The sequence below is a fragment of the Planktothrix mougeotii LEGE 06226 genome (assembly GCF_015207485.1).
Taxonomy (GTDB): Bacteria; Cyanobacteriota; Cyanobacteriia; order Cyanobacteriales; family Microcoleaceae; genus Planktothrix.
Window position 1 is genome coordinate 1 of sequence record NZ_JADEWU010000003.1, and the last position, 19,727, is coordinate 19,727.

The 19,727-nt window shown below is 47.3% G+C and carries 17 protein-coding genes and 1 pseudogene; 11 read left to right on the forward strand and 7 right to left on the reverse strand.

The features are described 5' to 3' along the window. The first annotated feature begins 58 nt into the window (after window positions 1-58). From bioD to IQ236_RS01985, 5 genes are all read left to right on the forward strand, one after another. On the forward strand, window positions 59-742 hold the full coding sequence (gene bioD, locus IQ236_RS01965; protein WP_193867728.1) for a dethiobiotin synthase: 684 nt from the start codon (window positions 59-61) through the stop codon (window positions 740-742). 159 nt (window positions 743-901) lie between these two features. Next, on the forward strand, window positions 902-2,122 hold the full coding sequence (locus tag IQ236_RS01970) for a M20 metallopeptidase family protein (protein ID WP_193867729.1): 1,221 nt from the start codon (window positions 902-904) through the stop codon (window positions 2,120-2,122). Between the two features lie 195 nt (window positions 2,123-2,317). Next, the gene (locus IQ236_RS01975) at window positions 2,318-2,479 is read left to right on the forward strand and encodes a hypothetical protein (protein ID WP_193867730.1); all 162 of its coding nucleotides are present in this window, start codon (window positions 2,318-2,320) and stop codon (window positions 2,477-2,479) included. Between the two features lie 101 nt (window positions 2,480-2,580). Further along, a complete protein-coding gene (locus tag IQ236_RS01980) occupies window positions 2,581-2,799 on the forward strand; it encodes a hypothetical protein (RefSeq protein WP_322744066.1) in 219 nt (72 codons plus the stop codon). A gap of 1 nt (window position 2,800) precedes the next feature. Continuing rightward, entirely contained in the window at window positions 2,801-4,159 is a 1,359-nt protein-coding gene (locus tag IQ236_RS01985) for a TrpB-like pyridoxal phosphate-dependent enzyme (protein ID WP_193867731.1), read from the forward strand. Window positions 4,160-4,353: 194 nt separating this feature from the next. On the opposite strand, the gene IQ236_RS01990 is transcribed toward IQ236_RS01985, so the two are convergent. From IQ236_RS01990 to IQ236_RS02015, 6 genes and pseudogenes are all read right to left on the reverse strand, one after another. Then, window positions 4,354-5,685 carry a hypothetical protein gene (locus IQ236_RS01990; protein WP_228041392.1) on the reverse strand — a complete coding sequence of 444 codons (1,332 nt, stop codon included), beginning with the start codon at window positions 5,683-5,685 and terminating at the stop codon, window positions 4,354-4,356. Continuing rightward, window positions 5,652-5,832 (reverse strand): annotated as a pseudogene (locus tag IQ236_RS01995) (transposase); the annotation flags it as partial. The gene IQ236_RS01990 and the pseudogene IQ236_RS01995, both read right to left, overlap by 34 nt. 76 nt (window positions 5,833-5,908) lie before the next feature. Next, entirely contained in the window at window positions 5,909-6,724 is an 816-nt protein-coding gene (locus IQ236_RS02000) for an aldo/keto reductase (RefSeq protein WP_193867733.1), read from the reverse strand. Then, window positions 6,715-7,461 (reverse strand): transposase, encoded by a 747-nt coding sequence (locus tag IQ236_RS02005; protein WP_193867865.1) that lies wholly within the window; start codon window positions 7,459-7,461, stop codon window positions 6,715-6,717. Before IQ236_RS02005 ends, IQ236_RS02000 begins: the two co-directional genes overlap by 10 nt. A gap of 67 nt (window positions 7,462-7,528) precedes the next feature. After that, window positions 7,529-8,104, reverse strand: coding sequence for an IS607 family transposase (locus tag IQ236_RS02010; protein WP_193867734.1), 576 nt, complete (start codon window positions 8,102-8,104; stop codon window positions 7,529-7,531). A gap of 20 nt (window positions 8,105-8,124) precedes the next feature. After that, window positions 8,125-8,928, reverse strand: a complete 804-nt coding sequence (locus IQ236_RS02015; RefSeq protein ID WP_193867735.1) for a HalD/BesD family halogenase — start codon at window positions 8,926-8,928, stop codon at window positions 8,125-8,127. Window positions 8,929-9,429: 501 nt separating this feature from the next. Here IQ236_RS02015 and IQ236_RS02020 point away from each other — a divergent pair. From IQ236_RS02020 to IQ236_RS02035, 4 genes are read left to right on the forward strand one after another with little or no spacing between them, the layout of a single operon-like run. Beyond that, window positions 9,430-11,100, forward strand: a complete 1,671-nt coding sequence (locus IQ236_RS02020) for a flavin-containing monooxygenase (RefSeq protein WP_193867736.1) — start codon at window positions 9,430-9,432, stop codon at window positions 11,098-11,100. Then, window positions 11,072-12,334: a glycine amidinotransferase gene (locus IQ236_RS02025; RefSeq protein ID WP_228041377.1), complete on the forward strand. Its 1,263-nt coding sequence runs from the start codon at window positions 11,072-11,074 to the stop codon at window positions 12,332-12,334. The genes IQ236_RS02020 and IQ236_RS02025 overlap by 29 nt, the downstream gene beginning before the upstream one ends. Before the next feature lie 10 nt (window positions 12,335-12,344). Beyond that, window positions 12,345-13,769, forward strand: coding sequence for a cytochrome P450 (locus IQ236_RS02030; RefSeq protein WP_193867737.1), 1,425 nt, complete (start codon window positions 12,345-12,347; stop codon window positions 13,767-13,769). Further along, a complete protein-coding gene (locus tag IQ236_RS02035) occupies window positions 13,759-14,790 on the forward strand; it encodes an SAM-dependent methyltransferase (protein ID WP_193867738.1) in 1,032 nt (343 codons plus the stop codon). Before IQ236_RS02030 ends, IQ236_RS02035 begins: the two co-directional genes overlap by 11 nt. A gap of 285 nt (window positions 14,791-15,075) precedes the next feature. On the opposite strand, the gene IQ236_RS02040 is transcribed toward IQ236_RS02035, so the two are convergent. Further along, window positions 15,076-15,567: a KGK domain-containing protein gene (locus tag IQ236_RS02040; protein WP_193867739.1), complete on the reverse strand. Its 492-nt coding sequence runs from the start codon at window positions 15,565-15,567 to the stop codon at window positions 15,076-15,078. Window positions 15,568-15,820: 253 nt separating this feature from the next. Between IQ236_RS02040 and purD the strand changes: the two genes are divergently transcribed. Further along, window positions 15,821-17,086 (forward strand): phosphoribosylamine--glycine ligase, encoded by a 1,266-nt coding sequence (gene purD, locus IQ236_RS02045; protein WP_193867740.1) that lies wholly within the window; start codon window positions 15,821-15,823, stop codon window positions 17,084-17,086. Between the two features lie 347 nt (window positions 17,087-17,433). Next, window positions 17,434-19,680 (forward strand): ATP-binding protein, encoded by a 2,247-nt coding sequence (locus IQ236_RS02050; protein ID WP_190520851.1) that lies wholly within the window; start codon window positions 17,434-17,436, stop codon window positions 19,678-19,680. Window positions 19,681-19,727 lie beyond the last annotated feature (47 nt).

Sequence of the window (19,727 nt, forward strand, 5' to 3'; positions counted from 1 at the left end):
GGGGGATGAGGGATGAGTTTTGGTATATTTAATATTAACAAAAATTCTAATTAAGGAAATGGTAAAAAAGAGTTTATTGGTGGCGGGAACGGATACGAATGTGGGTAAAACGGTATTAACCAGTGCGTTAATTTCCTATTGGCAAACTTATGATTTGTCGCGGAGTTTAGGGGTTTTTAAACCGATGCAAACGGGGATTGGAGATCGAGAATTTTATCACCAATATTTTGCTTTAAATCAATCGATTGATGAAATTAATCCTTTACACTTTGAAGCCCCTCTAGCTCCTCCCATTGCGGCAGAATTGGAAGGTAAAACAGTCGATTTAAAGTTAGTTTGGTCGCAGTTTTGTCAATTACAACAAAGCCGAGATTTTGTATTAGTAGAAGGGTTAGGAGGATTAGGATCTCCGATTACCCCTGAATTAACGGTGGCTGATTTAGCACGAGATTGGCATTTACCAACTATTATAGTGGTTCCGGTGCGGTTAGGGGCGATCGCTCAAGCCGTTGCTAATGTAGCTTTAGCTCGACAAATGGGGGTATTATTGCAAGGATTGGTTTTAAATTGTGTTGACCCTTGTTCTCCAGAAGAAATTCAAAATTGGACTCCCATTGATCTGATAGAATCTTTAACCCAAATTCCCATTTTAGGAATTTTGCCCTATCTGAATACGCTTACAGATCGGGAAAAATTGGCTCAAATTGCGTCTAATTTAGACTTAGAAACGATTTTTTCTTAATCCCCTTGTGGGGGAAAGATTTTCCATCTGATACCCCACAACCCAGACTCGACCTTTAAGGGACTCTGATTTTGAGGCAGAGGAATTAGAACTCATTTGTTGACAAATGTTATAATTAATAGCACATCTTAATATAGCTTTTAGATCTTCTGCACGCCAATGGTTTCTACAATTCCCAGCTTAAATTCAGTTCATGTATCCCAACTCCGACTGGATATTCGTAATTTACAACCCCAGTTAGTAGAATGGCGACGCCGTTTACATCAGTATCCTGAACTGGGATTTACCGAAACCTTAACAGCAGAATTTGTCTCTCAACACCTGAAAAAATGGGGAATTGATCATCAAACTGGAATTGCCAAAACCGGAATTGTTGCCACCATTGATAGTGGAAAACCAGGGCCAGTTTTAGCCATTCGTGCTGATTTAGATGCCTTACCCATTCAAGAAGAAAATAATGTTCCTTATCAGTCTCAACACCCAGGAATTATGCACGCCTGCGGTCATGATGGTCACACCGCAATTGCGTTAGGAACTGCCTATTATTTAGCTCATCATCGCCATTGTTTTCAAGGCGTCGTTAAAATTATTTTTCAACCCGCCGAAGAGGGGCCAGGAGGTGCTAAACCGATGATTGAAGCGGGGGTTTTAAAGAACCCGGATGTGGATGCTTTAATTGGGTTACACCTGTGGAATAATTTACCCTTGGGAACTATTGGCGTTCGCAGTGGGGCGTTAATGGCGGCCGTTGAGAAATTTCAATGTACAATTTATGGAAAAGGGGGACATGGTGCTATTCCCCATCAAACCATTGATTCCATTGTAGTTGCTTCTCAGATTGTTTTAGGGTTACAAACGATTGTTTCTCGCAATGTTAATCCCTTAGATGCGGCGGTGGTTTCAGTTGGTTCCCTTCAGGCTGGAAAAGCCGATAATGTGATTGCTGATAGTGCTAAAATGCTGGGAACGGTTCGATATTTTAATCCCGCTTATCAAGGCTTTTTTGGCAAACGTGTTGAACAAATTATTGCTGGTATTTGTCAGAGTCATGGAGCTACTTATCAACTCAATTACGCGCCTTTATATCCTCCTGTTATTAATAATAAACGGATCGCGGAATTGGTACAAAGCGTAGCGGAAACAGTGGTAGAAACTCCGGAGGGAATTGTGCCTGAATGTCAAACTATGGCAGCCGAAGATATCTCTTATTTTCTGCAAGCGGTTCCGGGTTGTTATTTCTTTTTAGGATCAGCAAATCCCGATAAAAAGTTGGATTTTCCTCACCATCATCCTTGTTTTGATTTTGATGAAACCGTCTTAGGAATGGGTGTAGAAATGTTTGTTCGCTGTGTGGAAAAATTCTACACGCTGCATCATTAATTCTGCATTGAAGGCGATTAAATTGTTAGAGATCCAAAGCTAAATGTAAGAACCTGGCGTAGAAATTCGCTATTTCTACGCCAATTAGAATGGCGGCTGAAAAAAGCACTCTGGAACCCCGATTTTCCCCATCGAACAGATGCCGTGATTATTTCCTATTGGTGGGATTAAAGATTAACGGTTCTTTATCTGCGGATGAAAGTCTCAACGGTTTGCCAACAACCTAAACCTCCTGATTCTCTAGCGATCGCCTTGAACAACAGGGTTGCTTTGAAAGCATTACAGAAAATGGTGTTTATTTATGCCAGCCTACTTAATTCAGAACAAAATACCGAAAAAGTGGTAAGAAGTGCGTAGGCGCAGCCCAGTGCAGGCATCGCCTGATGGGTTAGTTTGTAGGGTGTGTTAATGAAATATAACGCACCCTAATTGTATTGCTTTGACAGAATGCGATCGCAGTGGGGAGTGAAAAAGCCCGTTCTGAAGCGATTATCAATCCCGTTTTGTTAGAAGTCAAACGTCAGCTTAAGGGACAAGTTAGTGTTTTTTCGGGTGAAGAATTCAACGTGCAGCCAGAGGTTGATTTGACGAGTTATGTCGATTTTCTCATTAGTCGCTCTCCAGAGCAAACGATCAGCGACAATAAAAAGCTGAACTCAAAAATCTTTCCAAACTAGAATGGACACTATCAAATACCTGTTGTCAGAAGATCAAATGCCTACTGCTTGGTATAACATTCAGGCAGATTTATCCACACCTCTACCCCCTGTCCTTCATCCCGGTACAGGTCAACCCATTACTCCCGATGACTTGGCTCCCCTATTTCCGCCCAGTTTAATTGAACAGGAAGTTACTCAGGAACGGTGGATTGAAATACCAGACGAAGTACAATCTATTTATCGTCAATGGCGCCCTACTCCACTGTATCGCGCTCGCAGATTGGAAAAAGCCCTCGATACTCCCGCCAAAATTTACTATAAATACGAAGGTGTTAGCCCGGCCGGAAGTCATAAACCGAATACTGCTGTTGCACAAGCTTACTATAACAAACAAGCAGGGGTACAACGATTAACAACGGAAACCGGAGCCGGACAGTGGGGTTCTTCCCTGGCATTTGCGGGGGCATTGTTTGGGCTGGAAGTGTTAGTTTATATGGTGAAAGTCAGCTATCAGCAAAAGCCCTATCGTCGTGCGTTGATGGAAACTTACGGAGCAAGAGTTGTAGCTAGTCCCAGCGAAGAAACGCAGGCTGGGCGATCAATTTTAGCATCACACCCAAATAGCACGGGGAGTTTGGGAATTGCGATTAGTGAAGCGGTGGAAATTGCCGCCCAAGATGACGGGACTAAGTATGCTTTGGGTAGCGTTCTTAACCACGTTTTACTGCACCAAACCGTAATTGGCTTGGAAGCTTTAGCACAACTGGAAATGGCAGGTGACTATCCAGATATTATAGTCGGCTGTACGGGTGGGGGGAGTAATTTCGCTGGCATTGCTTTTCCATTTCTGGGTGCAAAGCTACGAGGTGAAAGAGATGTGGAGATTATTGCTGTAGAACCTGCGGCTTGCCCAACTCTGACTCGTGGCAAATACGCTTATGATTTTGGCGATACGGCTCACTTAACGCCATTAGTAAAAATGCACACTTTGGGTAGCACGTTTGTACCGGAAGGCATTCATGCAGGTGGCTTGCGTTATCATGGGATGGCTCCCTTGGTTAGTCATATCGTGAATTTGGGATTAGCGAAACCGTGTGCGGAATATCAGTTAGGTTGTTTCGCGGCGGGATTGACTTTTGCTCGTGCTGAGGGGATTCTACCTGCTCCAGAAGCGAATCATGCTGTGAAAGTGGCTCTTGATGAGGCTTTAAAATGTCGGGAGTCTGGGGAAAGTCAGGTGATTTTGTTTAATCTTTGCGGTCACGGGCATTTCGATATGCAGGCTTATATGGATTATCAAGCTGGAAAATTGGTAGATACTGAGTATAGTCCAGAAGAAGTGGCGATGGCTTTGGCAGGTTTACCTGTTATTGGTTAAGGAGATTGCAGCAAGAGCAGAAAGCCACGCTTAAGTTTGCTCTCCAGATCAGATGATCTATTGTGGCTAAGGATCGTTTTCACCTCGATTTTCCCGCCTCAATGCTGCCAGATTTCTTCTTCAAGTCACAATATGGTAAAAAAGAGCGGTCTTGTTCCATTAAAAAAATAGGGACATGTCGCCGCCGAATAGCTTCAATAATCGATAATACAAAAAGCCACAAATGGGAACAACGTAGGTCCAGCATATCTGTAGTTAGAAATCTCGAACTCGAATGACTTCTTGCTTTGGTCGATCAATGGCTCATGATCGAAGCGTTCAGACAATGTGTACTTTTGCACTTTGGGTATTTTGTCAGTCAGTGTAATCTCCAAGAGATGCTCTACACTCTCCTCAGAACAACAGAGAGATACAACATACGGACGGGATACGGTGCACCATGAGTCTGAAAGCGTGATTGCATGAGAATCCGAAACTGTGCGAACAGCTATAACCCCAGAATAAGGACCAATGAAACACAAGCAAAGAACCTCCTTCCCAACCCCTGTTACCTGAATGGATTCATGAGGAAACAAATACTCTACATCTCGGAAAGATGGCTCTAGTATTAAGCGACAAATGTCCTCAGAAGAACCAGACCTTGCCGTCTTTTTCCTTAGTACGTTGAGCTTCAACGAGTTGCTGAGAAAACCTTTCAAGTCGCCCGCTTCATTAAACACCTGAACTCTCTGCAGCTGATCACAAAGTTCTGAGATGCTCTTTGACAGATTCAATATACCTTCTTGTGTGTAATGGGTTTCATCTTCCCGCAGGTCTGTCTGAGGAGAATAAATTTCAACAAGAGAAGCTCCTAGCTCTTGGTGAACCCTGGCTTCAAGCTGGCATAATTCACGCTTAAACTCACCGTAGCTACTGCCTGTTGGGGTTCGGAAGATAACTACATGCGGCATTTTACCATCACTAGCAGAAGCATAAAGGTAACTGAATAACGCATACACATGCCTAAACTCAGATGGTTTTGCTATTGTTTCCGCAGCATGAAGAAATATAAATATGAAATCAACATCGATAGAGAGTTCATCTGTGAGGAATAATAGGAACTTCCAGCCCATTGCTTCGGTAGTAATTTGCTTGACTATCTCGAACTTCTTCTCACCGCCAGCCTCTTTGATGTGGATGTGTCGATGAAAACACTGAATGAATTTCGTTCCAGCGATAACACTATCCCCAATAAGTAGAACACGAATATTCTGTTTCTCGATATGATACCCTTGAAGCTGAAAGCCCTGTTTCCAGTTGATCGTCGATTGACTCATCCTACTGCCCCAAAAAACTGCTCCAAATCTCACTAAAATACCTAAATTAACTCCAACTCGTTCGATTGGGTGATAAATTGAAGTAACTTTTTCGGCATCCAAAACGAAAGAAACAAACCATTTATCCGCCTTACGAGAAACAGTGAAAGTTTGCGAACTGCAAGTACGGAAGAACCAAAATCTCCAAATCCTTCGGGTAAGTCCCGCCAAGGGATGCCTGCTCGATAACGGTACAATAAGGCTTCGACAAATAATCGATTGTTTTTAGCTGTCACCCCGACAGTTTCCTGTCGCCCCGGCAATAAGTCTTTGATTCTCCCACTGGTCGTCGCGCAAGGCATATCGGCGCGTCTTAATCCGCACTCCTATCGATTGACTTAATTCACTGAGTCTACTGATTCTAAACTAGGTCGCACCTATTTGATGACACGCCCTAGAGCCACTTTGTCTCGAAGGCATCGCGACCGTCGCCGTAGATCAGAGTCCCGTACTCCTCCCAGCGACGTTTGGTAGTGGGGTCTAAGCTCTGGTTGTGAAGGATGTCTAGGTTTTGCTCGAGTTCTTCCAGCGTCGCCGGCGCGGTCAGGGCCAGGTGGATGGCTGGGTGGTCGAGAGAATAGCGGTAACAGTCCGACGCGGCGGGGATGTCTCCAGTCCAAGCATCGTGACCCTGGAGCAAGGAACCCCATCGGGTGCAGGTATAAGCGACCACTGGCACGTCCAGTTGGAGGGCGGTAGGCAAGACAGCTTCTTCCGCTCCCCGGTGAGCCATATTGTAACGGTGCATCAATACCTCGACCTTGTCGCTTGCCAATAGCGCGAGGGCGAGGGGGCGGTTGTGCACAGAGGCACCGACGTAACGGATGATGCCTTGCTCTTTCCATCTGTGCAGTTCGTCCAAGACCTCGCCGAGGACTTGATCCATGTCATCGTCCGGTCGGATCCACTCGGCATAGAACACGTCTATCACCTCGGTATCGAGTGTAATACGTACTTGATCGAGGTAGCTGCGCAGGTCGCTCCGGCCACGACTGAGGCTGCCAGTGGCTACGGCGATGGTGTCCCGCCGTTCAGCCAGCAGGGGTTTTAAGCCGTCGATCATCGAGGTGTAAGACAGATTGTAGAAGAAGAAATAATCGATGCCAGCGGCGGCGGCTCGGCCCGGACAGCGCGGATCCATGTCCTTGTCCGGGACGCTGGCCAAACCAAGGGGAGCGACGGTTTTGTTTTGTAAAGTGGTTATCTGCATAATAATGCGGATTTGTTTCTAAGCTTACGTCTTGACTTAGAAACCATCTGCGATGTTTCAAATGTGGGAAGTAAAATTACATCAAAGTTTTCAACTAGAAATTTAGCTGTTTTATGATGCAATTCCTCAACTAAATTCTTGATTTTACAACGAAGTCTACTAGCTGCTTTTTTGAGGTTTCTTTTCTGTTTGCACTTGGCTTTTGATATTTGAGATACTATTTTGTCTAACTTAAAACATATTTTTTGAATATGTAAGTTAGAATCTTTGCCTAGCCAACCAAAAGATGTTTCAGAAAAGAATGTCATGAATGTGCGAACACCAGGATCTAAGGCAACAACTCTTCCTTGATTCTCGGAGTTTAATTGTTGCACTTCTGTAGCAATAGTCAAGTAATATTCACCATAAATTAGTGTCAATCGACCATCGCTAAAATCATTAGGGAGTGATTCGTTCAACTTGCACTCTCCTAATATACTGTGGTAAATCCCACAATCTTTAATTGCAGATTTAGGGATATAAATTGATTGCTTTACATCTTTGCGACTCCGAAATTTACATCTGCAAATCTTACCATCTACCTTAAACCCCTTTTTAGCAGATTTAACTGCTAAACAAGCATCTTTGATGGCAATTGATTTAATTTGATAGGGAACGGGTTTCGCCCATTCAGGTAATCCGTTTAAGATTCCTGTTTTAATCGCCATCCAATTTGCTTTTGTGTCAGGTTGCTGCAAATATTTAATGGTTTCGTTGTAGACAAATCTGCTAACTCCGAACCATTGTTTGAGCAATCCTCTCTGTTCAGGGTTTAGGTAGATTCGGATCTTCTTTGATTTTTTTGCTGTAACTTCTGAGTCCGTGCATCCGACAAGAAAAGACGTGAAGGATGGAGAGAAGATCGGCTGTAAGTTCGGCTTCTGGACAGTGTACAGAATTTTCGAGAACCACGATGCTTCCACCGTTTTGTTGTGCCATAAACTCGAATATTTCAAATCCGAATCGACATAATCTGTCTCGACAGGCAACAACAATCGTGAGCTTATCGCCTCGCATAAGTCTGACCAGTAGGGTTTGCAATCCTTTTCTGTTGAAGTTAAGTCCTGAACCGATGTCTCGGACAATTTCTGCATCTGGATAGATTGATTGCATATAAGCAATTTGTCTGTCAAGGTCGTCTCGTTGTTTTGTTGAACTGACTCGACAGTAGCAAACAGTGGTAGCTCCAACTGTATTCCGTATGTAGGATTCGACATCGTACAGTCTTTGCCCTGCTGGGTTTTTGATACTTTTGATCTTCCCTTCATCAGCGTATTTTCTCAACGTATTTGGATGCAGACCCAGAAATTCGACCGCTTTTCTGAGTGGTATGTATGCCATACCTTAAACCATAGCATACGTTAGCATTTATTAACAAAGCTTACACTGTTAAACAACCTCATGCTTGGGCTTGTTCGGCCGAAAAATCGCATATGAACCTGCTCGTTAAAGACATAATCAGCTTCGGCTGCATAATTGAGCAGGGCTACAATTCGTTGGCGTTTGCCGGTATTGGGCGACACGCGATGTAGGGCCTGGTTACCGTTGAAGATTGAGAGAGTGCCAGCTGTGAGATCAGGGCTAATCAGATGTTCAGCCTGCCCATCCAACACGGCTTGTTCCCGCTCCTTGGCATCGACTCCGTGACCGCGGGTTCTCGGCACGAATTCAAAAGCACCTCCTTCGTCCGCTGCTTGCAGCAGCAGCGATACAGTCGCCTCGTTGGAGTCGTAGTGCCAGCCCAGTTCGTCCCCCTGAGAGAAATAGGACAAGGTGCAAGACACCAGCGGATCAGAGGTGCGATTGAGGGGCTGGTTCACGATCGCCTCTACTAGGCTCGTGAGGCCGTCCCATTCATAGAGTGCCCGGAGCAGCGAGTCGTCCGCCAGCCGGTCATAGGCGACAGCACCGAATTTGGCATGGGTCGCCCGCGGATCCGTCGAGGTGTCTGAGCCTCTGTATTGCTCGGTGATGTGGGCCTCGCCGGAGAGTCGCTGTGCTTCGCCGACCATAGTTGAGAGGGCTTCGGGCTGCAAGAAACCGGGCAACATACACAGGCCAGTCTCACGAAACTGGCGATGACAGGCCTCTACCACTGAGCGACCGCCCCCGGCCTGCGTGTCCAGGATGGGATAACGGTGTAAGTCCACAATGGATTGAATCATAAAAGTAGGATGGGAGTGTGGAAACTCAGCGTCTTCAGACCTGAGAGGAAACACGACTCAGGGGAATTTATTCCCCGTGAATATTGGATTGGGAACCGACAAAAATTTTTGTATTTGCCGATTCCCGGTTTTTTTGGGATTTCTCCCACTCCTATTTCTAGGGTAAAGTTAGCTTCGCCAATGTTATCGGTCGGTAACTATCTCAGTCATCACTGTTTTACCCCTCGTAAAACTGTTTAACTTTTAAGTTCCAGAGCAACAGACTAGCTACGCATCTATTGGTGGGTTCTTGAACACTTGCCGATAACGTAGTCAATTAAGACTATAGCTGGTCAACTATCCAAAGAGGAGGCATGAAGCTCCGTCTCTTTAGAGCGGGGTGCTGACTCTTAATTATTGACTTTTAGGGTGCGATCGTAAAAATTTTCGGTCTACTGATATTATTTATAGCAAAGAAATAGTTGGTTATAAGAGCAAGGTGGAATGGGAGATCGATAGAACATGCGTAAGATGGACATCAAGCGTCGGCGGATCGCGGTCATTGGTGCGGGGCCATCAGGATTAGTCACGGCTAAAGAGTTGCTTGAGCAGGGGCATGATGTGCTCGTCTTCGAGCAACAGTCGATGATCGGCGGTGTCTTCGCAAACCATTACGACGACCTGCGGCTCGTCAGCAGCAATCTGCTCACCAGCTTTGGCGATCACCCGAGTCAGGAGGGCGAGGCCCATGTTTGGACTTGCGCCGAATACCTTGAATACCTGTACAGTTACGCTGCGCGCTTCGAGCTTTTCCCGCACATTTATTGCTCCACACACGTGACCTCAGTCCGCCGCGACGCGGGTACGGGCACTTGGCGGGTTCGCGTACAGAGCGTGCAAGAGGGCACTGCGACACCCCGCCGCCAAGTGCCGCCAGCCTATATCGAAGCGGCCTCGTCAAGCCATCACCCACCTGCTCAGGAGCAAGAATTCGAGGTGGATCATGTTGCTGTCTGTGCCGGCAGCCACCAACGTGGCAACAGTCCGACATGGCCCGGACTCGATGACTTCGGCGGTGATGTGCTGCATTCGTCTCACTACTGGCGGCCAGAGTGCTTCGCCCACCGCCGTGTGCTGATCGTCGGACTCGGTGAAAGCGGTTCCGACATCGCGCTTCAAATCGCCCAGGTTGCCCAAGCGACGGCAGTTTCAACGCGCCGAGGGCCCGGCTACGTCATTCCACGCTATTACAACGGTCAACCCACGGATGTGGATTCAAGCCGGTGTTACCACGCAATTCCACTGCCAGTGATGGAATCGTCGCTGTTCAAGCTCAATCTGCGTTTGATCGACGCCTACATGGGGCCGGACGACGATCCCAAGGTGCTTCACCGAGCCGCGGAAATCAACGCCGCCCGTGGCCTATCGGCGTTTCGTCGATTCTCCACCAAGAATAGTGCTTTCGTTGAGGCTCTGATCCACCACGGCACTGAATACAAGCCAGACATCGAGCGCATCGAGCCGGGTCGCGTGCAGTTTGTTGACGGCACCCACTTCGATTGCGACGCCATTGTCTTGTGTACAGGCTATCAGACCCAATTTCCATTCTTCGCTGAACACCATCCTGATCTCGTCGATATGGGTACGCGCGTTCGCGGACTCTATAAGCGCATGATCGATCCGGCCATTGGTACCGAGCTTGCGTGGATCGGCTTTGTGCGACCTGGTATTGGTAGCATCCCCCCCTGTGCCGAGATGCAGGCACGCTACTTCGCGCTGCTCGTTAGCGGTATCAAGCAGTTGCCAAGCAGCACCGACATGACTCGGGACATCGAAACCCATGGGCGTCTAGATCGTGAACATTTTGTGGCAGATGCCGAGCGACTCGCGACTCTCACGGACTATCTACGCTTCCTTGAGAGCGTCGCCGAGGTTATCGGCTGCAAGCCGCCTCTGCGTCAACTCTTTGTGAGGGACCTCCGCACCTGGAGTAAGGTGATGTTCGGACCCATCAGTTCGGCTCAGTACCGCCTCACCGGACCCGGTGCCCGTCCCGATGTGGCGCGTTCGGCACTGCGAGCCATGCCCACCATGCCCGCACCGACCCTTGCCTTCAAGTTTCTGTCGTTGCTAGGCAGCAAGCTCATCTACAGTCTCAGTGCAAATGAAAAATATCGTTCCTATGGCTTCTGATCCAGCTATCACTGACGGTCGGGGTCTCGATGACCTTTCCGACCCATCATTACAAGGCTCATTCCTCGACACAAAAAGCCCAAACAGACTGATGAAAGTCAACAGCTATGATGAGTGGTCTCCCCTAAAAGAGGTGATTGTGGGCTCCCCCGTTCATTACGACGCCCAGGAGCTTGAACTATCATTCAAGCTCTTTTTTCATGATCAGGCCTATTCGGCGTTTTGGTATCCCTACTACGAACACAACAAGGCGACAACGGAGGATGCCAATAAGCGCACGCCAGTGCGCAAGTTCAGCAAGCAATACCTCGAAGAGCTCAATGAAGACGTGGAAGGGCTGGTCACGGCGCTGAAGATGGCTGGGGTGACCGTGTACCGTCCAACGCCGCTGACAGAGGTGACGCCGTTTCGTACCCCTTACTGGGAAGCGACGACGATGCCAGCACTCAACGTCCGTGATCAAGCCATGATTGTTGGGGACGAGATCATCGAGACAGCCCCACAGGTGCGGGCGCGCTATTTCGAGAACGATCTGCTCAAACCTATCTTTTATCGTTACTTCCGAGGCGGCTCGCGCTGGTCTTCGATGCCGCGACCGATGATGACGGATCGATCGTTTGACACATCCTATGTGTCTGGTCAGAATGTACCGGCTATCCAGGCTGTCTATTCACAGGAGCCATCCGAGTTCGATATCGGCTTCGAGATGATGTTCGACAGTGCCCAATGCCTGCGTTTTGGTAAAGACATCCTAGTCAATGTCTCCACCGAGAATCACGAGCTTGGTCTGAAATGGCTCGAGCGTCACTTTGAAGGTCGCTTCCGCTTCCACCGAGTCTATCGTCTCAACGATAACCACATTGACAGTACCATTCTACCGCTACGCCCAGGTCTGCTGCTGCTACGCAACCCCGCTGTGCGCGAGCAGCTACCGGAGTCGCTACAGAAGTGGGATGTTATTTACCCGCCGGAACCGACGGAGAATATCTTTCCGCACTATGACGATGACGAGTTGATACTCACCAGCCCCTACATCGACCTGAACGTGCTCTCCGTCAACGAGAATACTGTTGTGGTCAATTCCCTGTTCCCGGAATTGATACGCACCCTGGAGCAGCACGGATTCACCACTATTCCGGTTCGCCATCGGCACCGACGGCTATTCTCCGGTGGATTCCATTGCTTCACGCTTGACACCGTCCGTGTCGGCGGTGCCGAAGACTATCTAAGCTAAGGGGCGAACCATGGACATAAAGTTACCCAAGATCGGTGGCTGGCCATATGTCGGCGTGATCCCAGATCTCGCCAAGGCGCAGCCCAGCTTCTGGCTCGATGCTCGGGCGAAATACGGCGATCTGTTTCGGATCAAGCTTGGTGCAACGGAAGCCATCGCCCTATGCCAGCCGAGGCACGCTCAGTATGTGCTGGTGGACAATGCTGACAACTACCGCAGCAAGGGCGGCAACCAGGGCTTTCGGGCAGCAATCCGCGAACTAACCAACGAGGGTCTGTCCACTGCGGACAGCGAGAGCGAGATCTGGTGTCGCCAGCGGGCGACGGTTCAGCCACACTTTAGCAATTCCAACATCCGCTCCCTCAGCGAGCTGCTCATTGAGGTGATCACCGAGCACCTCCGCGAATGGGACTCAGCTGAGTGCATCGGGGGGGCCATCGACGTTGGCCCGACCCTGAGCCGGATCGCCATTGATGCCAGTGTAAGAAGCATGTTCGGCGTGCGCATCAGTAACGAAGAGGCGGACAAACTTGCAGCCAACAGCGAAGTGGTCATGGATCACATCTGGCTCAGCATAATCGGATCGGGCTTCCCGCAATGGCTACCATTGTTCGGCCAGGAACGGCAGCAGAAGGCCATCAAGGCGGTGCTCGATATCACCACCCAGCTCATGGATCGGCATATCGAGGGCGGGGGTTCGGACACGAATCTACTAGGCATTCTGCTCTCCCAGGTCGATGATGATGCAGTCGAGTACATGACTGATGAATTTCTGCGCGACGAGGTTGTGTCTCTGCTGCTCGGCAGCTACGAGATCATGGCGGTCACGAGTCGGTGCATGCTGGATCTACTGGTTCACAATCCGGCTGCTCTGGCGCGTACCCGATCGGAGGTGGATCAGATTCTGGGGGAGCGCGTGCCTACCTACGAAGACCTTGAGTGCCTGCGCTATTGCCGCATGGTCATCCAGGAGACGCTACGGCTCTGCTCACCCGTGTATCAAATCCAGCGCATGGCCACCGCCGATGATGAGATCGACGGGGTTCCGATCCCCGCAGGCACGATCGTCTCGATAATCACCCATGCCATTCATCATCACCCGGAGCACTGGGAGCGACCCGAGTGCTTCGAGCCGGAGCGCTTCGCAGAGACGGACACGCGCCATCGCTTCGCCTGGATGCCGTTTGGTGGCGGCCGCCGCACCTGTGTGGCGATGCGCTATTCGCTGATACAAGGTCAACTCATCCTTGCCCAGGCACTTCAAGGCTTTGACATTACGCCGGTTTCGGAGCGGTCGGTACCACTCTACATGGGCACAGTATCGCGACCCAAGAGTGGCCTCCGGCTGCGGATTGCACAACGACCTTCAGAGGCAAGGAGCCGTCATGAACATGCTGGAGTCCCAGTCCAGGGAGGTGTCATAGGTGACACGTGAGATTGAACTCGCCGATCAGATCTGGGCAATGATCCGCGCCAAGCAAGTCCTGCGCCTGCCTTTCCCCTATCTCGCCGACCACCATGCGTCTTGGGATGAGACCGTCTACCAGATGCTTGTGCGCGACAGCGTCCGCAACGAGGTGTATCGTCGGGTGATTGACGCGACCGTCCGAGACCGGGTGGTGGTGGAGATCGGTCCGGGCTCGCGGCTCTTTCTGACCCAACTCTGCGCGGCTGGGGGTGCACGGAAGATTTACGCCATCGAGGCCAACCGCGACGCCTACGAGCGCGGTTGCGCCCTTGCCGAGACCCTCTGCCTCGGGGAGCAACTGACACTCATCCACGGACTGTCCACGGAGATCGATCTGCCGGAGCTAGGGGAGGTGTGTGTGTCCGAGATTATCGGCTCCATCGGCGACGCCGAGGGTGCGACACGTTTCCTGCACGACGCTACCCGACGCCTGCTCACAGACGATGCGGTGATGATCCCCCGAGGCTGCAAGACCTGGGTGAGTCCAGTGGAGCGACCGTCCCATCTCTACCCCGACGATGCAACGGAGGCACTGATCCGTTCATTCGCGCCGTCAATGACCGACACCTTCGGGCAGGTGATCGATCTGACACGCTACAAGATCCACAATATCCCCCGCGCCAGTCTTCTAGCACCGGAGCAGATCTTCGAGGCACTCGACTTCCAGAGCGGTGAGCCACCGCGTTCGAGGGAGTGCCCACTAAGCTTCATCGCCACCCGTGACGGTGTGTTTGATGGCTTGCTGTTATGGATTCACCTCGAAGTTGGGCCAGGCCAAGTCATCGATGCTTTCGACAACACGAGCTGGGCACCCGTTCATGTGGCATTGTCGCCATTTCAAGTCCTTACAGGCGACATCTTTGAGGTTCGCTGCACCGCGCAAACGAGTGCCGAGCGGCAGACACCAGCCTACGGATTCGAGGTCTCACTGATGCGCGATGGCATCATGCTCTACCATGCCGTCAACAAGCCTGATCTGCCTGACTGATGATACCGCTTCTATCGAAATGTTATTCCGGGGTTTTTATCACTTTAACTTAGCTCAATCGAGCGCAAAAAGCATCTGACCCTATTGCTTACTTTACTGCACCGGAAAATCAAGATTTAGGGATTGTTAAAGTTATCCCTAAATCTCGGCAAAAACCCCTTTTAGATCTGTCTCCCTATCCCACTTGACAACAGCTTTTCTGCCTTAAGTTGTAATCGATGGGTGGAATCAGGGAACGAGAGAAACGAGAAAAAGTACCCTATGAAATATCCTCAAATTCTATTATTATTGATAAATTTGTAGTTTTTGTCTCAATTCATCTAAGGAAGCATCAGAGGTTTCTAATGGTTCGGGTTCGTCGGGACAAAATTGTAATTCTATCTCAATTTCCGATTTTGGATAAGGCGAAGAATCTGAATCATAAGTAAAGTTTTTATAGTCTTCAGGAAAAAGATTAACCGTGCTTTTTATAATTAATTTACCACTAATCCAGCCTTTACCAGAAGTTAAACTTAATAATTTACATTCAACAGGTACACTAATATTACTCCAAGAGCTTTGTGTTAATGGTAGTTTTAATTTGTTATCAATTTCATAGTAATAATTATTAAGAAGATCAAAAATCGTAAATAATATAGAACGATTATTATGAGAACGGTTATAATATCGACTTAAATTATCTATCGCAAATTCTTTAAACCGAGCAACAGTAAAAGTATCTTTATTAATCAATAAAAGATCTTCATCACAGGTTAAAGGATAAAAATTATCAGTCATTGGGCTTAACCTCAAAAGCAAAGCTGTTTTAAAATTCTACTAAATTATAGATGGCAAATTTCAATCAGTTGTAGAAATACTTTGAAATTGAATTCATCGTAGGGGCGAGGCGCGCCTCGCCCCTAGACAGTTATATAGATGTTTTTTCAGGTTATATTTTTCGGTTAAAATATAGCAATCCTCAACCGGATGTAAAAACAACCGCCCCAATTGTACAATCAAAAACTGCTCATCAATACGAGAACAAAAAACCGTGAAAATTCTAGTCGTTGGAAATGGGGGACGGGAACACGCCATCGCTTGGACATTACTCCAGTCACCCAACGTTGAACAAGTGTTTTGTACCCCTGGAAATGGGGGAACAGCCACCCTCAAAGGCTGTCAAAATTATCCGATTTCTGTTGAAGACTTTGAAGGTATCAAAACCTTAGTGGAAACTCAGGGAATATCCTTAGTTGTCGTCGGGCCAGAATTACCCCTCGCCCTAGGAATTACCGACTATTTACAACAACACAATATTAAAGTATTCGGCCCTAACCAAGCCGGGGCGCAACTCGAAGCCAGTAAAGCTTGGTCAAAAGCCTTCATGGAAGAAGCCGGAATTCCCACAGCTAAGGCGGCTGTCTTTACCGATGCTCAAACAGCTAAAGCTTATGTGCAAACTGCCCCTATTGTGGTTAAAGCGGATGGGTTAGCTGCTGGAAAAGGGGTAACAGTTGCCACAACCGTTGAAATGGCCCATGCAGCCATCGATAGTATTTTTGCTGGGGAATTTGGCCAGGATAACCGGCGAGTTGTGGTAGAGGACTTTTTAACTGGACAAGAAGCCTCCGTACTTGCCCTCACCGACGGTCTAACCATTCGCCCCTTAGTTCCCGCCCAAGACCATAAACAAGCCGGAGAAGGGGATACTGGCCCCAATACCGGAGGAATGGGTGCTTACGCCCCAACTCCCATTGTTCCGGCTGAACTGATGCCCCGTGTCCAACAAGAGGTTTTAGAACCTACTTTAGCCACCCTGCGTCAACGGGGAATAGATTATCGAGGGGTGGTATATGCCGGGTTGATGATTTCTCCAGAAGGCGAAATTCAGGTTTTAGAATTTAACTGTCGGTTTGGCGACCCGGAAACCCAAGCGGTTCTCGCTTTATTAGACACCCCCTTAGATGAAGTGTTACTCGCCTGTTGTGAACAACGCCTAGAACAAGTTCCTCTCACCTGGAAATCAGGGGTTTCTGTTTGTGTGGTGTTAGCCTCCGGGGGTTATCCAGGTTCCTATGAAAAAGGCAAAATCATCACCGGAATAGAAGAAGCAGAAGCATCGGGGGCCATTGTCTTCCATGGGGGAACAAAACTCCAAGACGGCCAAATTCTCACGGATGGCGGACGAGTCTTAGGGGTGACAGCCATTGGGCCTACCTTCAAAGAAGCGATTACCCAAACCTACAAAGCCGTTGACTGTATTCACTTTGAAGGACTCTACTGTCGTCGGGATATTGGGTTTAGGGTTGACCATTAACAGTTAACAGTTATCAGTTAACAGTTATCAGTTAAGAGGTAGACCGTTGATTCACTCACAAAGCTAGAGTCTGTAGTGACGCGGCTTTCAGGAGATAGCCAGATTTTAGTAATCATCCACATCTGACAGCAAGCCACCCTGACACACTGATAACTGATGACTGATGACTGATAACTGATTACTGCTGTTAGGATGTATAGTGTTGTTAACAAAACTTAACGCTGACTGGGGATAAAACTCTGCATCTCCACAGATGAATATGGTATATCGACAAATCAGGAACCCTAACTGTATTGCCGATGAACCCAGAGTTACCCCCGAACCCTCAATCCCCAAATCGTCCTAAAATGCTGAGAGTCCTCAAACAAATAGGTGACATTATTGGCAAATGGTGGTCAGAGTTTACCCTGCAAACTCGGTTAATGGCGGGGGCAACCCTGGTGGTTTCTTTGTTGATGAGTAGTTTAACGTTTTGGGCAGTTAATACCATTCAGGAAGATGCTCGTCTGAATGATACCCGTTACGGTCGAGATTTAGGGTTACTTTTAGCTGCCAATGTTGCCCCTCTAATTGCTGAAGAAAAACGGGATGAAGTCGCACGATTTTCTCGTCAATTTTACACCAGTACCTCTAGTGTCCGCTATATGTTATATGCGGATCAAGAGGGAGAAATTTATCTAGGTTTACCCTTTTCTGATTCGGCGGTACAAAATTCCTTAACGCTGCGGCGACGGATGCAATTACCGGATAATTTTTTAGCCAGTGTGGAGTCAGGAAATTTTGCTGATTTACCGATGATTAGACAACATTTAACTCCCGCCGGAGAAGTGACGGATGTTTTTGTTCCTTTGATGCACAATGGCAGTTATTTAGGCATTTTAGCCATCGGAATTAATCCAAATCCGACCGTTGTGGTGTCCTCGAATTTAACCCGTGATGTTACTTTAGCGGTGTTTGTTTCTATTTGGGTGATGGTGATTTTAGGGGCGGTTTTTAATGCGTTAACCATTACTCAACCGATTAAGGAATTGGTGCAAGGCGTTAAAAATATTACGGCGGGAAATTTTAATCAACGGGTAGATTTACCCTTTGGGGGAGAATTAGGGGAATTAATTTCTAGCTTTAATGAAATGGCAGAACGCCTAGAAAGTTTTGAAGAGCAAAATTTTGAAGAACTAACAGCAGAAAAAGCGAAATTAGAAACCTTAGTTTCAACCATTGCTGATGGGGCGGTTTTAATTGATGCAGAATTGAATTTAATGTTAGTGAATCCTACAGCACGCCGTCTCTTTGGCTGGGAAGGAACAACGGTTATTGGTAATAATGTGCTCAACTTTTTACCGACTTTAGTGGCGGAAGAATTATCTGAACCTTTACAAAATATCGCCTGTGGAACCCTAGAGGGGGGCGAGTTTCGCTGTTCTTTGGGAGAACCAACCAACCGCACGTTGAGAATTTTATTAACAACGGTTTTATTACATAAATCTCCGGGGACAGAACCTCTGTGTTATAGTTGTATTAATGATACGAATAATACTTGTGAATTATCAGAACGTCCCTATGTTCAGGAATGTACGTTATATGAAAAAGACACCGAAGACCACAGACTAGAAACAGACGGGTATGATGTTATGGCAAACCATCCCGAAGAAGGGAATTATCGGGAAAGTTTAAAAGGAATTGCCATGACCATTCAGGATATTACCCGTGAAGTGGAGTTAAATGACGCTAAAAGTCAGTTTATTAGTAATGTTTCCCACGAATTAAGAACACCGTTATTTAATATAAAATCTTTTATTGAAACGTTGCATGATTATGGGGAAGATTTAACGGAGGAAGAACGACAAGAATTTTTAGCAACGGCGAATCATGAAACGGATCGTTTAACTCGTTTAGTTAATGATGTGTTAGATTTATCTCGATTAGAATCTTGTCGCATTTATCATTTTGAACCCGTTGATATGGCACAAGTCGTAGAACAAACCTTGAGAACCTATCAACTGAATGCGAAGGATAAAGGCATTGAACTAAGTCGAGAAATTGAACCAGATTTACCCTCGGTTTTAGGACATTATGATTTATTGTTGCAAGTTTTAACCAATTTAGTTGGGAATTCTTTGAAATTTACCTCTTCGGGGGGACGGGTGATTATTCGGGTTTATTTGTTGGAAGAAGATGATCTCAAGATTGATCAAGAACTTGAAGAAATTGAAAAAGGAGGCTGGATTATTTCGCCTCCTCCCCCTCGTCCTGTTGATTTGCACTTAGTTGAAAATAAGCAGAAAACTCGTTATATTCGCACAGAAGTTTCTGATACCGGGACGGGAATTGCGCCGGAAGATCAAGGTGCTGTTTTTACTCGGTTTTTCCGGGTGGAAAATCGAGTTCATACTTTAGAAGGAACCGGATTAGGCTTGTCTATTGTTAAAAATATTATTGAAAAACATCGCAGTCAAGTGCATTTAATTAGTGAGTTAGGTGTGGGAACAACTTTCTGGTTTGATTTAGCCATCTGTCAGGAAGATAGCCAATCTATGACCTTCAATAATGATATTTTGATGGGTGAACAATCGATCTCTATTTCTAAAGTTTAGGGGGTATAATTTTAAATTTATTTTCCTAAACTGTTTAATTTAACTAT

What these genes read in the sequence shown, in the direction of transcription:
- IQ236_RS02030 (WP_193867737.1), top strand. Translation starts at nt 12,345, where the DNA reads ATGGACATAAAGTTACCCAAGATCGGTGGCTGGCCATATGTCGGCGTG.
- IQ236_RS01985 (WP_193867731.1), top strand. Translation starts at nt 2,801, where the DNA reads ATGGACACTATCAAATACCTGTTGTCAGAAGATCAAATGCCTACTGCT.
- bioD (WP_193867728.1), top strand. Translation starts at nt 59, where the DNA reads ATGGTAAAAAAGAGTTTATTGGTGGCGGGAACGGATACGAATGTGGGT.
- IQ236_RS02050 (WP_190520851.1), top strand. Translation starts at nt 17,434, where the DNA reads ATGCTGAGAGTCCTCAAACAAATAGGTGACATTATTGGCAAATGGTGG.
- IQ236_RS02000 (WP_193867733.1), bottom strand. Translation starts at nt 6,724, where the DNA reads ATGCAGATAACCACTTTACAAAACAAAACCGTCGCTCCCCTTGGTTTG.
- IQ236_RS02020 (WP_193867736.1), top strand. Translation starts at nt 9,430, where the DNA reads ATGCGTAAGATGGACATCAAGCGTCGGCGGATCGCGGTCATTGGTGCG.
- IQ236_RS02040 (WP_193867739.1), bottom strand. Translation starts at nt 15,567, where the DNA reads ATGACTGATAATTTTTATCCTTTAACCTGTGATGAAGATCTTTTATTG.
- IQ236_RS01970 (WP_193867729.1), top strand. Translation starts at nt 902, where the DNA reads ATGGTTTCTACAATTCCCAGCTTAAATTCAGTTCATGTATCCCAACTC.
- IQ236_RS02025 (WP_228041377.1), top strand. Translation starts at nt 11,072, where the DNA reads ATGAAAAATATCGTTCCTATGGCTTCTGATCCAGCTATCACTGACGGT.
- IQ236_RS02015 (WP_193867735.1), bottom strand. Translation starts at nt 8,928, where the DNA reads ATGATTCAATCCATTGTGGACTTACACCGTTATCCCATCCTGGACACG.
- IQ236_RS01975 (WP_193867730.1), top strand. Translation starts at nt 2,318, where the DNA reads ATGAAAGTCTCAACGGTTTGCCAACAACCTAAACCTCCTGATTCTCTA.
- IQ236_RS02010 (WP_193867734.1), bottom strand. Translation starts at nt 8,104, where the DNA reads ATGGCATACATACCACTCAGAAAAGCGGTCGAATTTCTGGGTCTGCAT.